Origin of the sequence: Halomonas sp. CKK8 (assembly GCF_029625235.1) — a bacterium.
Lineage (GTDB): Bacteria > Pseudomonadota > Gammaproteobacteria > Pseudomonadales > Halomonadaceae > Halomonas > Halomonas ventosae.
Map to the genome: position 1 here is coordinate 2,994,848 of NZ_CP121193.1, position 12,028 is coordinate 3,006,875.

A 12,028-nucleotide genomic window follows, 5' to 3' on the forward strand; every position below is an offset into this window, starting at 1 on the left:
AAGCCGCCTTCGGTTATTGGTCAGACCAAGCGGTCACACGTGGCAAGACACTGTCTATTCAGGCAAAATCATGGTCTGACCAATTTTCCGCCGCGGCGTCACCTACGACCAAAGCACGAGCCGCGAGAGTGGCATCCCGTGCCCATGGCCGCGATGATGCCCGCACCCCCTGACCCTGGAAGTCCCTTGCCATGACATCGGAACGTCGCCGCCAGGCCTGGCTGGCCGCCATGCCCATCCTCTTCGTGGCCCTGTGGAGCACCGGCTTCATCGGCGCCAAGTTCGGCCTGCCCCATGCCGAACCCTTCACCTTCCTGTTCGTGCGCTTCGTGCTGACCCTGGCGCTGCTGATCCCGCTGGTCATGCTGTTGCGGGGTGGCTGGCCACAGGGGCCTCGGCTGTGGGGGCATATCGCCGTCTCCGGCCTGCTGGTCCACGGGGCCTACCTGGGCGGCGTCTTCTACGGCATCTATCAGGGCATGCCGGCGGGCCTGGCCGCCCTGCTGGTAGGGCTGCAGCCGTTGCTGACCGCAGCGCTCGCCGGCCCCCTGCTGGGCGAGCGGCTGGGACGCCTGCAGTGGCTGGGGCTGGTGATGGGGCTCGCCGGCATCGCCATGGTGCTGGGCGGCAAGCTCGACCCGGGCGAGATGCTGTTCCAGGGGTTCGGCCTCGGGGCGCTGGCAAGCGTGATGGTGGCGCTGGTCGGCATCTCGCTGGGCACCCTCTACCAGAAGCGTTTCTGCACCGGCATGCCGCTGCTCTCCGGCACCGTGGTGCAGTATCTCGGTGCCGGGGCGCTGCTGGGACTGGGCGCGCTGCTCTTCGAGACCCGGGAGATCGACTGGGCGCCCACCTTCCTGCTGACCCTGGCCTGGCTGGTGCTGGTGCTCTCCATCTCCGCCATCCTGCTGCTGATGGCGCTGATCAGGCGCGGCGAGGCCTCCCGGGTGGCCAGCCTCTTCTACCTGGTTCCGCCGGTGACGGCGCTGGAGGCGTGGTGGCTGTTCGACGAGCGCCTGCCGCCCCTGTCGCTGGTCGGGATGGCGATCGCTATCGCCGGCGTGGTGCTGGTGGTGAGAAGCGGCCCTCAGAGCCGCTCGAGATAGCCGGTACCGCCGAGGTTGCGCATCTGCTGGCGGATCCAGGCGCTGCGTCGCTCCACCTGGGGGCCGGGACGCGCCGCATCCCGGCCGCGGGGGTCGGGCAGGATCGCCGCCAGGCGGCTCGCCTGGGCCTCGCTGAGCTGGTCGGCGGCGACACCGAAGTAGTGGCGTGAGGCGGCCTCGAGGCCAAACACCCCGCTGTCCCACTCGACGATGTTGAGGTAGACCTCGAGGATGCGCTGCTTGGGCCACAGCGCCTCGATCAGCAGGGTGAACCAGGCTTCCAGTCCCTTGCGCACCCAGCTGCGCCCGGTCCACAGGAAGAGGTTCTTGGCGGTCTGCTGGCTGATGGTGCTGGCCCCGCGCAGGCGCCCGCCATTGCGGCTGGCCTCCCAGGCGCGGCGCATCTCACCGAAGTCGAAGCCGTGATGGAGCGGGAAGCGCTGGTCCTCCGCGGCGATCACCGCCAGCTTGGCGTGGTCGGAGAGACGCTGCCAGGGCTGCCACTGGTGGCGGATGTCGAGGGACTCCCCGGCCATCCAGGACTGGACCTTGCGCTCCACCATCACCATGGAGCCGAACACCGGTACCACGCGCAGCAGCAGCACCAGCACCAGGGAACACACCACGAAACCCAGCAGGGTACGCCACAGCACCCGCCAGGCCTGCTGCCGCCACTCCCTCATCGCGCGTCTCGCTCGGCCATGGGCTCCCCTCGCCGCCTCGTGAATGCCTGCCAGTATAACGACGCTGCCTCCCCGAAGGGAGGCAGCCGGTCATCCCGAGGCGAGCCGGCACCCGCCTCAGCGCTTGTTCAGCCGTTCGCCATGGTAGCGCAGGTGATCCTCGATGAAGGTGGCGATGAAGAAGTAGCTGTGGTCATAGCCCGGCTGACGCCGCAGGGTCAGCGGGTGATCATGCTCGGCGCACACCGCCTCCAGCCGCTCGGGGCAAAGCTGCTCCTCCAGGAAGTCGTCGGCCTCGCCCTGGTCGATGAACAGCGGCTGGCTCGAGGCCCCGCGGGCCACCAGCTCGCAGGCATCGTACTGGGTCCAGAGGCCACGATCCTCCCCCAGGTAGCCGGAGAAGGCCTTCTGCCCCCAGGGGCACTCGCTGGGATTGACGACCGGCGCGAAGGCCGACACCGAGCGGTAGTGCCCGGGACGACGCAGCGCCATCACCAGGGCGCCATGCCCGCCCATGGAGTGACCGCTGATCGACTCGCGGCCGTTGACCGGGAAGTGCTGGCGCACCACCGAGGGCAGCTCCTCGGCCACGTAGTCGTACATGCGGTAGTGCTTCTTCCAGGGCTCGCGGGTGGCATTGACATAGAAGCCGGCCCCGCTGCCGAAGTCGTAGCTGTCATCCTCGCCCGGCAAGTCGGTGCCCCGCGGGCTGGTGTCGGGGCAGACGATGGCGATGCCGAGCTCGGCGGCGACCCGATGGGCACCGGCCTTCTGCATGAAATTCTCGTCGGTGCAGGTCAGCCCGGAGAGCCACCACAGCAGCGGTACCCGCCCGGCCTCGGCCTGGGGTGGCAGGTAAATGGAGAAGGTCATCTCGCAGTCGAGTGCCCGCGAGCGGTGGCGATAGCGCTTGTGCCAGCCACTGAAGCTCTTGTTGGCCGAGACCAGCTCGAGGTGTTCGGTCATGGTCATGGATCTTTCTCCTGGAGGCCGGCTCGTTCCGGCCTCCGGTTAACGACTAAGGAAGAGGCGCATGCTGTTCGCGCGGCGTCGGTCGCGTATGCACCTATCAATAGGGAATCAGTAGTGGAGCACGGTGCGGATGCTCTCGCCCCGGTGCAGCAGCTCGAAGGCCTCGTTGATCTGCTCGAAGGGCATGTCGTGGGTAATGAAGTCGTCGATGTTGATCTCGCCGTTCATGTAGCGCTCCACGTAGCCCGGCAGCTCGGTGCGCCCCTTCACCCCGCCGAAGGCGGAGCCCTTCCAGACCCGGCCGGTGACCAGCTGGAACGGCCGCGTGCTGATCTCCTCGCCGGCACCGGCCACGCCGATGATCACCGACTCGCCCCAGCCCTTGTGGCAGCACTCCAGTGCCGAGCGCATCACGTTGACGTTGCCGATGCACTCGAAGGAGTAGTCGACGCCGCCATCGGTCAGGTCGACGATCACCTGCTGGATGGGGTCGCCGTACTCCTTGGGGTTGACGAAGTCGGTGGCGCCGAACTGCTCGGCCAGCTTGAACTTCTCCGGGTTGACGTCGATGGCGATGATCCGCGAGGCCTTGGCCATCACCGCGCCCTGGATCACCGCCAGGCCGATGGCGCCCAGGCCGAAGACGGCCACGGTACTGCCCGGCTCCACCTTGGCGGTGTTCATCACCGCGCCGATGCCGGTGGTCACGCCGCAGCCCAGCAGGCAGATCTTGTCCATCGGCGCCGCCTTGGAGACCACGGCCAGCGAGACCTCGGGCAGCACCGTGTACTCGCTGAAGGTGGAGGTGCCCATGTAGTGGTGCAGCATCTTGCCGTCCAGCGAGAAGCGCGAGGTGCCATCCGGCATCACCCCCTTGCCCTGGGTGGCGCGCACCGCGCTGCACAGGTTGGTCTTGCCCGAGAGGCAGAACTTGCACTGGCCGCACTCGGCGGTATAGAGCGGGATGACGTGGTCGCCGGGCTTGACGCTGGTGACGCCCTCGCCGACCTCCTGGACGACGCCGGCCCCCTCGTGGCCCAGCACCGCCGGGAAGTTGCCCTCCGGGTCGGCCCCGGAGAGGGTATAGGCATCGGTATGGCAGACGCTGGTGGCGGCGATCTTCACCAGCACCTCGCCGGCCCTGGGGCCCTCGACGTCAATCTCGACCAGGTCCAGGGGCTTGCCGGCTTCCATGGCGACGGCGGCACGTGACTTCATGGCATCTTCCTCGCTCGGTGTGTGTTGATCCTGCTGACAGTCTAGGCAATTCGATGCCCTGGGATAAACTGCATCAAACACATGACATTGTTGTCAGAGAGCAACAGTCCACGCAGGAGAGAGGTCAAGATGCAGCGCTGGGACAGGATCGAAGCCTTCGTGGAGGTGGTGCGCCTGGGAACCTTCGCGGCCGCCGCCCGACACCTCAAGGTCTCCAACTCTCACGTCAGCCGGCTGGTCAGCCAGCTGGAAAACCAGCTGGGTACCACCCTGCTCTACCGGACCACCCGCCAGATTCGCCTCACCGATGCCGGGGCCCTCTACTACGAGCACTGCCATCACTTGTTCGACGGCTTCCGCGAGGCCGAGGCGGCGATCAACGACCTGCAGGCCCGGCCGCGGGGCGTGCTCAGACTGACCTCTGCGACCACCTTCGGTGAGCGCTTCATCGCGCCGCTGATCAACGACTTCCTCTGCCAGCACCCACAGCTGGAAATCCGCCTGCACTTCACCAATCGCCAGGTGGACATCATCGACGAGGGGTATGACATCGCCATCCGCATGGGCACGCTCAAGGACTCGACGCTGATCGCCCGGCGCATCTGTGAACGCCACGAGTACGTGGTCGGTTCCCCGGACTATTTCACCCGGATGCCCCAGCCCCACACCCTGTCGGAGCTCTCCCGCCACCGCTGCCTGGTGGGCTCACGCGACCACTGGCGCTTCGATGTCGACGGGGTGCGCCGCGAGGTGCGGGTCGAGGGACCCTGGGAGGGCAACTCGGGACCGGCCCTGCTGGACGCAGCCCTCAAGGGCCTGGGGCTGGCCCAGCTCCCCGACTACTACGTGGATCCCCACCTGGCCAGCGGCGAGCTGGTCTCGGTACTCGATGCCTACCAGCACGACGATACCGCGGTCTGGGCCGTCTATCCGCGCCATCGCCACCGCTCCCCCAAGGTGCACCAGTTCATCGACTACCTGATCGCGCATATCGATGAACTGCTGCCCGTGCGTCGCTGAGTCTGGCGCAAGGTCTCCGTCGTCTCGGCGGCGTTGGCAAAAAGCCGCAAAGTGCCATAGCTTGAAGGAAGACCGACCCCGGCATTTCGTCATCATCCCCTGTGAGGTACTGGATGGATAACGTCACCTTCCGCTGGGGCGCCGCGCCGCTTGCCACCCTGGCCCTGTTCACGATGGCGCTGCTCGCGGCCCCCCCGGCCCAGGCCAACGACTACCCCACCGAAACCCGCGTCGACTACGTGCTCGGCTGCATGGCCGCCAATGGCCAGGATCACCTGATGATGCAGAAGTGCTCGTGCAGCATCGACGTGATCGCCGAGCTCATGCCCCATGAGGAGTACGAGGCGGCGAGGACCGTGATGAGCATGCAGGATCAGCCCGGCGAGCTGGGCATGCTGTTCCGCACGGAACGCAGCATGCAGGAGGACCTGAACCACTTCCGCAGCGTGCAGGCCGAAGCCGACCTGCGCTGCTTCTGAGGTGACATGATTCGTCCTGTCCCGCTTGTGCCCTACCTGTTGCCGTCTCTCGGGATCCTGCTGATGACGCTTGGCCCTGCGCCCGCCATACCGGCAGACGAGGCCGTGCTGGCCAAGGGCGAGCGGGTCTTCCGCAACCAGTGCCGGGGCTGTCATTCGCTGACACCCGGCACGCATATCGCCGGGCCCAGTCTGCATGGCGTGGTCGGGCGCAACGCCGGTGCGGTCGCAGACTTCGAGTACTCGCGAGTCCTGCAGGAGTCACAGCTGGCCTGGACCCCCGAGGTCCTCGACCGTTTCCTGGCCGACCCGGGCGCCCTGCTGCCCGGCACGCGCATGGTGTTCTGGGGGTTGCCGGAGGACGCCCGGCGGCCGCTGATCGACTATCTGCGGCATGTCGGTCAGCAGTAGTCTCCCATCGATCACTCGCTCCCTCCCCCCTTGCGCGCCATCATGCCCCGCGCCGGGTTGTAGGCGAGAATCGCCAGTCCCAGCAGCACGAGCGCCGTCACCAGGGAGATCGAGCTGGCCACGACGTGGAAACGCTCGTACATCGCGAAACGGATCATTTCCACGGCATAGGTGAAGGGATTGAGGGCGGCAATCTGGTAGACCAGGTAGCTGCCCTCACGGATCCGCCAGAGGGGGTAGAGGGCCGAGGAGAGGAAGAACATCGGGAAGATCACGAAGTTCATGATGCCGGCGAAGTTCTCCAGCTGCCGCACGAAGGTGGACAGCAGCATGCCCAGGGCCCCGACCATGAAGCCGGTCACCACCAGTGCCGGCAGCACCAGCACATAGCCGGCCAGCGGCGCCTGCACCCCGTAGAGATAGGCGATGGCCAGGAAGACGTAGACCTGCACGATCGACACCAGGGTGCCGGCCAGCAGCTTGCAGACCAGCAGGTACCAGCGCGGGAAGGGACTGACCAGAAGGACACGCATGCTGCCCATCTCGCGGTCGTAGACCATCGACAACGAACTCTGCATGCCGTTGAAGAGCTGGATCATGCCGACCAGCCCCGGAACGATATAGACCTCGTAGAGGACGTAGGTCTGATAGGGCTCGGTCATGGCCACCCCGAGCGCCATGCGGAAACCGGCGGCGAACACGAACAGCCAGACCAGCGGCCTGACCAGTGCGGCCACGAAGCGCGAACGCTGGTGCACGAAGCGCAGCAGCTCACGGCTGACCACCCCGCGAAGGCAGTGCCCGTAGCTCGCCAGGTTCATCGCTCTGCCCCACCCGTCAGCCGGTCGAAGGCCTCGCCGATCGAGGCACAGCCGACCCGTGACGCCACCTGGGTGACGCTGCCATCGGCGCGAATCCGGCCATGATGCAGCACGATCACGCGGTCGCCGGGATGGACCTCGTCGATCAGGTGGGTGGCCCATAGCACGGCCACGCCCTGGTCCCGACACAGCTGATGCACATGGTCGACAAGGGCACGGCGTGACGCGATGTCGAGCCCCACCGTGGGTTCATCCAGCAGCAACAGCTGGGGCTCGTGCAGCAGAGCCCGGGCGATCTCGACGCGTCGCCGCTGGCCGCCGGACAGGTGGCGAACGCGCTGCCGCAGGCGCTCCGGCATCTCCACACGAGCAAGCTGCAGCCTGGCACGCCGCCTCGCCTCGGCCGGCGCCATGCCGTGCAGGGCGGCATGATAGGTCAGGTTCTGCCCGACGGTGAGGTCCAGGTCCAGGGTGGGCTGCTGGAACACCACGCCCATCCGGGCATGGGCCTGGATCGCATGCCGGCCCAGGTCATGGCCGCCGATGCGTATCCGCCCCTGGCGATAGGCGTAGAGCCGGGTGATCAGGGAGAAAAGCGTGGTCTTGCCGGCCCCGTTGGGGCCCAGCAGCACCGCGAACTCCCCGGCCCGGAGGTCGAAGGAGAGCGACTCCAGCACCGGCTCGCCACTGTAGCTGAACCCGAGGTCTTTCACGCTCAGGGCAGGTTCATCGCGGGGTGACGCGACCCGCTCGCCTCGCTCGAGGACGCCTCTCGAATCCATCGCCTCGGTCACGGTTCGACGACTACCCCCCAGGGGAAGCGGCCCACGGGTATCGAGCGGATCGCCTCGAGGTCGTCGACATCGATCACGGTGACGTCGCCACTCACCCCGTTGGTGGTATAAAGGCGACTCTCGTCGGCGTTGAGGGCCAGGTGCCAGACTCGCTGTCCCACCAGCAGGTAGTCGAGCACCTCGTAGCTCTGCTGGTCGATGACCGCAACACGGTTGGAGGGCCCCAGGGCGACGAAGCCATAGCGCCCGTCCGAGGTCAGTGCCACGCCCACTGCCTGCACGGTCTCGCGGGGCACGCCCGGCACATCGAAGCGGATGGTGTGGCTGACATCGAAGGTCTCCTGCATGTCGATGATCGACACCGTGGCCCCGACTTCCGCGGAGACCCAGGCCTCCGAGCCATCGGCCGTGAACTCGGCATGCCGGGGGCGCGCCCCCATCAGCCGATGATGGACCGCCTCCATCGTCTCCAGATCGACGATATGCGCCATGTTGGAGGTCTCGGTGGTCGCGATCAGCCACTTGCCGTCCGGGCTTATCCCCACCCCCTCGGGCTCGACCCCCACGGGAATCTCCGTCACCAGCCTGCGCTGCTGGTAATCCAGCACCGAGACGATGTTGTCGTCCTCGTTGGAGACATAGACGTAGGGGCGGTTGGGGTCGACCCGGATCACCTCGGGGTCCTCGCCGGAGGAGAGGGTTCGCACCACCTTCAATGACTCGAGATCGATCATGTCGATGGCCTCGTCATCGCCCACCGCCACGAAGAGTTCGCTGCCGTCGCTGCTGAAGGCCATGGCACGCGGTCGACGCCCCACCTTGATGGTCTCGACCACTTCCAGGGTCTCGCCGTCGATCACCGATACGGTGTTGTCCTTCTCGTTGGAAACGAAGACGCGCTCTGCCAGGGCAAGGATCGGCCACATGACCAGGGCAGCCCCCAGGAGAAGTCCCAGGGAAGCAGGCCCGAGGGCCGGGCGGCCAGGATGTCGCACCCGGGATGCGGATCGTCCGATCAGAAACGGCATGTCGATTCCCCCTCGTCGGCCCCCAGGGAGTCCAGCGGGGAGCGCGGATGCAGATAGCCCTCCTGGGGTGACACGGACGCCACCATGCGCGGCCCGGTCACCAGGATGGGCTGGCGCAGCTGGTGGTTCCAGGTGCGATAGCTCACCGGCAGCCCCAGATAACCGGCCAGTTCGAACTCCTCGCCGAGCATGTAGTCGAGAATCTCGCCCTGGGCCACCGAGCCGGTTCTCGCCGAGGCCTCCCCCAGCGAGCGCACCGCCAGCCAGGCCGCGAAGTCGGTCGGGGTCATCCAGCGCCCGGCCTGCTCCTCGAAGCGCCGCTGCAGCTGAACCCCTCCCCAGGACTCGTGGGCACGGTGCCAGGCGGTGGCGATCAGGCCCTGGGTACCGGCCACCGGCCGGGGGAGCCAGCCCTGGTAGGGAAAGTATTCACCGAAATAGTCGTTCTCGTCGGCGATGACCAGCACGTCATGCTCGTCAAAATCCTGCACGAAGACCGGGATCTCGCGCTGTATGGCATGGAATCCCCCCTCGGCACGCCTTGCCATGGGATCGTGGGGCCACATCTTCTCGCCGACGATGTCGTGGCCGAACCGCCGGGCCGACTCACGTAAGGCCTCGGCCAGCAAGCGGTCCTCGTCGGTGTTGCCATAGACCAGGGCCCAGCGATCCCACTGCTTGTAGGCCAGGAACTGCGCCAGGGCATCGGCCAGCATGCGGCGACTGGGGGTGGTATGGAAGAGGTTGGGATGACAGGCATCGCCGCGCAGCGCATTGTCGGGGGCGGTAACATTGAAGACCACGCGATCCCCCAGGGCCGACGCGTCCAGCACCTCCTCCAGGGCCTCCCGGGGGAGGTCACTGAGTATCCAGTCGGCCCCCTGCCCGATCAGGTCATCCAGGCCCTCGAGCACCTCGCCGTCGCGGGGCACCGTCGCTTCGACCAGCTCGAACCTCTGCCCCAGAAACTGGCCGGTGGCATTGTTGTCGCTGATCGCCAGGCGTGCCCCCTGCCGCCCTTCGTCGTCGAGGACCGGGTCGAGCACCGACAAGGGCTCCAGCTCGTCGTCAGGCTCCAGCCCCAGGTAACCCAGGGTGAGGGTCTCGACCTGCGGATCGCCTTGCTGAGCGCCAGCCGTAGCAGGCAGCCCCAGGCCCACCACGGCCAGCCCCAGCAACAGCCACCCTGTGGTTCGGGGCCTGCAACCGGGCCCTGCTGTCCAGTCATCGCCTGTCTGCATCTGGCCTCCCCCTCTCATCCCTGGCTCATCCTGCGGTTCTTTCTACCTTCTGTAGCTCGCTGCTACCTTCTATAGCTCGGCACGAATCGCCCTCACCATCCGGCTCAGCTCCTCCTGGAGCAGGGCGGGTTTCTCGCATAACACCGGCAGGAGCTGCTGGCGCTTCTGGAAGGTTCGCTGTTCCCAGTGCAGCTCCCGGCGCAGCTGCTCGATGTCGTCACCGCTGGTCTCGCTCGAGGCGCGTCGAGCCTCGAGCTCGTCGACCAGTTCGGTGAGACGGTCCAGCCGCTTGACCTGGCCGCGGGACGCACTGCGTATGCGCTCGATGACACGACTGCGTTCGCGATTGACGCGCTCGAAGAGGCCGGCAAACAGTAGCGTCAGGCGCTCCTCGCGCTCGGCCTCCGGCTGGCTCGCCACTTGCGAGACGAAATTGCGCACGCGCTCGAGGGCCTCGTCACGGGGCGTCTCGCGAGCCGTGGCGTAGCGCACCACGCGACCGACCTCCTCGTCCTCCCACCAGGAGCGCTCCAGTGCCTCGGGGGACGGGCCGGTCCAGATGGTGCCCCAGGCCAGCTCCGGCACCAGGCGTTGCACGCAGGGCCAATCCGGCGGCCCGGTGGCCGCACGCTGAGCGCGCGCGTCGGAGATCCCGAGCCCCAGGATCGTCATCGTCAGGCCCAGCGCCAGGCTCATGAGCCGAATGTCACTCGTCATCCTGGCCTCCCGAGGCGGCAAGGGGATCGACCAGCTCGCCGTGCCGGTCGAGCAGCGGAACGCCGTAGTCGACCAGGATGGCATTGATCGCGTCCTGACGCCGTTCGATGAAGTCGTTGAGGGTATCCTTCCAGTACGGCTCGCCCTGCCGGACGCCCATGGTGATGCGGTACTCCAGGCGGGCACCGGTCTCATCGTCGACCAGCGGCACTACCTCCAGCGGCGGCGTCTGGCGTGCTGCATAGTAGCCGGCGATCGGTCCCCAGAGTACCGCGGCCTCGGTCCTGCCGGCCGCCACGTCCTCGACGGCCTCCCTGGCCGGCGTCCTGGCCCGGGTATCGGTCTGCAACGCATACCCTTCCACCCTGGCGCCGGTACGACGCAACGGCACAAGTGGCGGGGTCTCGGAGACGACGCCGATGCGTCGGCCCTGCAAGTCCTCATCATCCAGCGAGGAGACGTCCAGGTCGGCGTTGGCGGGCATCACCAGCGAATAGATGGAGCGATAGTAGTCGTTGGTGTTCTGCACGAAGCCGTAGCCCGCAGCGACACCGATGATCACGTCACAGAGGCGCAGTTCCAGGGTGTTGCGCACGAAGCCCATCACCTGGGGGGCCCACACGTACTCCAGGGGCAAATCCAGGTCGTCGGCCAGCAGCTCGGCGATGCGGTTCTCGAATCCCTCGCCCGCCTCGTTGGTGAAGGGCAGGTTGTTGCCATCGGCACAGACACGCAGCCGGTCGCGCTGCGTCTGTTCGGGCAGGTCGGCCCCTGCGTCACTGGCGAACATGGTGAGGCAAGCCAGCAGGCCCGCCGTGGCCTGTCCCCTCCACCAGGTGTCGACACGCATTCGCTCCCTCCTCACGTTTCCTTCCCGTGACCGCCACGGGCGAGCTGTTGTCTCCTCAGAGACGCCAGGGGTATGCCCCTCTCACTCCTGCGCTTCGCTACTCGGCTCCGTTGCCTTCTCGTCCCTCTCCTCCTCGATCACCTTGGGGCGCCCCCGGCCCAGGTCCCCGGCACTGCGTGCCTTCATGTAACTGTAGATGTTCTCGACATTGCTCAGCACATACTCATCGTCGGCGAAGGAGGGCATGACCCTGCCGGGCTGGATTTCCAGGCCACTGACGATGGTGTGGGAAAACTCCCCGAAGTTGCGCCGCTCCACGGCCTTGATGAGGCTCGGGGCGAAGGTAGACCCCAAGCCATCCGGACCGTGGCAGGCCATGCAGGAACGGGTATAGGCGATGTAGCCATCGTAGGTGCCCTGATCGACCTTGCCGTCGATGACGGTATAGTTGCCGGGGCCTTCCCCCATCTTCGACGAGGCCTCCTCCTCTTCGCTGCCGGCGGCCTGGGCCGTGATACCGCCGGCCACAAGCAGCATGATGCCCAGCGTACCGAGGGCCTCGACACCTAGCCGTCGCGGGGTCCTGGTCAAATGCATGCGATCTCCTTTTGCGATGTGCCGATAGCGCACCGGTGAGCCTCGGTCGGGCTCAGGCGACGCGGGGGCCATCCTGTGCTGCGAATTCGGT

General features: G+C 66.8%; 14 protein-coding genes. 4 read left to right on the forward strand and 10 right to left on the reverse strand.

Annotation, left to right across the window (positions count from 1 at the left end):
• Positions 1–191: 191 nt before the first annotated feature.
• A complete protein-coding gene (locus P8934_RS14110; RefSeq protein ID WP_278031615.1) occupies positions 192–1,106 on the forward strand; it encodes a DMT family transporter in 915 nt (304 codons plus the stop codon).
• Here P8934_RS14110 and mtgA read toward each other — a convergent pair.
• The 3 genes from mtgA to P8934_RS14125 form a co-directional block, all read right to left on the reverse strand.
• Positions 1,088–1,789 (reverse strand): monofunctional biosynthetic peptidoglycan transglycosylase, encoded by a 702-nt coding sequence (gene mtgA / locus P8934_RS14115; protein ID WP_278031616.1) that lies wholly within the window; start codon positions 1,787–1,789, stop codon positions 1,088–1,090. The two genes, P8934_RS14110 and mtgA, sit on opposite strands and share 19 nt — an antisense overlap.
• Before the next feature lie 117 nt (positions 1,790–1,906).
• The gene (gene fghA, locus P8934_RS14120) at positions 1,907–2,761 is read right to left on the reverse strand and encodes an S-formylglutathione hydrolase (RefSeq protein WP_278031617.1); all 855 of its coding nucleotides are present in this window, start codon (positions 2,759–2,761) and stop codon (positions 1,907–1,909) included.
• 108 nt (positions 2,762–2,869) lie between these two features.
• Positions 2,870–3,979 (reverse strand): S-(hydroxymethyl)glutathione dehydrogenase/class III alcohol dehydrogenase, encoded by a 1,110-nt coding sequence (locus P8934_RS14125; protein ID WP_278031618.1) that lies wholly within the window; start codon positions 3,977–3,979, stop codon positions 2,870–2,872.
• Between the two features lie 129 nt (positions 3,980–4,108).
• Here P8934_RS14125 and P8934_RS14130 point away from each other — a divergent pair, with 129 nt between their 5' ends.
• From P8934_RS14130 to P8934_RS14140, 3 genes are all read left to right on the forward strand, one after another.
• Entirely contained in the window at positions 4,109–4,999 is an 891-nt protein-coding gene (locus tag P8934_RS14130) for a LysR family transcriptional regulator (protein ID WP_278031619.1), read from the forward strand.
• Positions 5,000–5,112: 113 nt separating this feature from the next.
• Positions 5,113–5,478: a hypothetical protein gene (locus tag P8934_RS14135; protein WP_278031620.1), complete on the forward strand. Its 366-nt coding sequence runs from the start codon at positions 5,113–5,115 to the stop codon at positions 5,476–5,478.
• Positions 5,479–5,541: 63 nt separating this feature from the next.
• A complete protein-coding gene (locus P8934_RS14140; RefSeq protein WP_278031621.1) occupies positions 5,542–5,889 on the forward strand; it encodes a c-type cytochrome in 348 nt (115 codons plus the stop codon).
• An 11-nt stretch (positions 5,890–5,900) separates the two neighbouring features.
• Here P8934_RS14140 and P8934_RS14145 read toward each other — a convergent pair whose 3' ends face one another.
• The 7 genes from P8934_RS14145 to P8934_RS14175 all read right to left on the reverse strand — a co-directional run bounded on the left by P8934_RS14145 (position 5,901) and on the right by P8934_RS14175 (position 11,937).
• Complete coding sequence (locus tag P8934_RS14145; RefSeq protein ID WP_278031622.1) at positions 5,901–6,710, reverse strand: ABC transporter permease; 810 nt, start codon at positions 6,708–6,710, stop codon at positions 5,901–5,903.
• Positions 6,707–7,423 (reverse strand): ATP-binding cassette domain-containing protein, encoded by a 717-nt coding sequence (locus tag P8934_RS14150; RefSeq protein WP_278031623.1) that lies wholly within the window; start codon positions 7,421–7,423, stop codon positions 6,707–6,709. Before P8934_RS14150 ends, P8934_RS14145 begins: the two co-directional genes overlap by 4 nt.
• Positions 7,424–7,500: 77 nt before the next feature.
• Complete coding sequence (locus P8934_RS14155) at positions 7,501–8,430, reverse strand: PQQ-dependent catabolism-associated beta-propeller protein (protein WP_278031624.1); 930 nt, start codon at positions 8,428–8,430, stop codon at positions 7,501–7,503.
• Between the two features lie 89 nt (positions 8,431–8,519).
• On the reverse strand, positions 8,520–9,773 hold the full coding sequence (locus P8934_RS14160; protein ID WP_278031625.1) for an ABC transporter substrate-binding protein: 1,254 nt from the start codon (positions 9,771–9,773) through the stop codon (positions 8,520–8,522).
• A gap of 69 nt (positions 9,774–9,842) precedes the next feature.
• A complete protein-coding gene (locus P8934_RS14165; RefSeq protein ID WP_278031626.1) occupies positions 9,843–10,490 on the reverse strand; it encodes a hypothetical protein in 648 nt (215 codons plus the stop codon).
• Entirely contained in the window at positions 10,480–11,340 is an 861-nt protein-coding gene (locus P8934_RS14170; RefSeq protein WP_278031627.1) for a quinoprotein dehydrogenase-associated putative ABC transporter substrate-binding protein, read from the reverse strand. Before P8934_RS14170 ends, P8934_RS14165 begins: the two co-directional genes overlap by 11 nt.
• Before the next feature lie 81 nt (positions 11,341–11,421).
• Positions 11,422–11,937, reverse strand: coding sequence for a c-type cytochrome (locus P8934_RS14175; protein WP_278031628.1), 516 nt, complete (start codon positions 11,935–11,937; stop codon positions 11,422–11,424).
• Between the last annotated feature and the right edge of the window lie 91 nt (positions 11,938–12,028).

Coding starts and splice junctions, on each gene's coding strand:
- P8934_RS14140 (WP_278031621.1), top strand. CDS start 5,542: ATGACGCTTGGCCCTGCGCCCGCCATACCGGCAGACGAGGCCGTGCTG.
- P8934_RS14175 (WP_278031628.1), bottom strand. CDS start 11,937: ATGCATTTGACCAGGACCCCGCGACGGCTAGGTGTCGAGGCCCTCGGT.
- P8934_RS14110 (WP_278031615.1), top strand. CDS start 192: ATGACATCGGAACGTCGCCGCCAGGCCTGGCTGGCCGCCATGCCCATC.
- mtgA (WP_278031616.1), bottom strand. CDS start 1,789: ATGAGGGAGTGGCGGCAGCAGGCCTGGCGGGTGCTGTGGCGTACCCTG.
- P8934_RS14155 (WP_278031624.1), bottom strand. CDS start 8,430: ATGTGGCCGATCCTTGCCCTGGCAGAGCGCGTCTTCGTTTCCAACGAG.
- fghA (WP_278031617.1), bottom strand. CDS start 2,761: ATGACCATGACCGAACACCTCGAGCTGGTCTCGGCCAACAAGAGCTTC.
- P8934_RS14135 (WP_278031620.1), top strand. CDS start 5,113: ATGGATAACGTCACCTTCCGCTGGGGCGCCGCGCCGCTTGCCACCCTG.
- P8934_RS14170 (WP_278031627.1), bottom strand. CDS start 11,340: ATGCGTGTCGACACCTGGTGGAGGGGACAGGCCACGGCGGGCCTGCTG.
- P8934_RS14130 (WP_278031619.1), top strand. CDS start 4,109: ATGCAGCGCTGGGACAGGATCGAAGCCTTCGTGGAGGTGGTGCGCCTG.
- P8934_RS14125 (WP_278031618.1), bottom strand. CDS start 3,979: ATGAAGTCACGTGCCGCCGTCGCCATGGAAGCCGGCAAGCCCCTGGAC.
- P8934_RS14160 (WP_278031625.1), bottom strand. CDS start 9,773: ATGCAGACAGGCGATGACTGGACAGCAGGGCCCGGTTGCAGGCCCCGA.
- P8934_RS14165 (WP_278031626.1), bottom strand. CDS start 10,490: ATGACGAGTGACATTCGGCTCATGAGCCTGGCGCTGGGCCTGACGATG.
- P8934_RS14145 (WP_278031622.1), bottom strand. CDS start 6,710: ATGAACCTGGCGAGCTACGGGCACTGCCTTCGCGGGGTGGTCAGCCGT.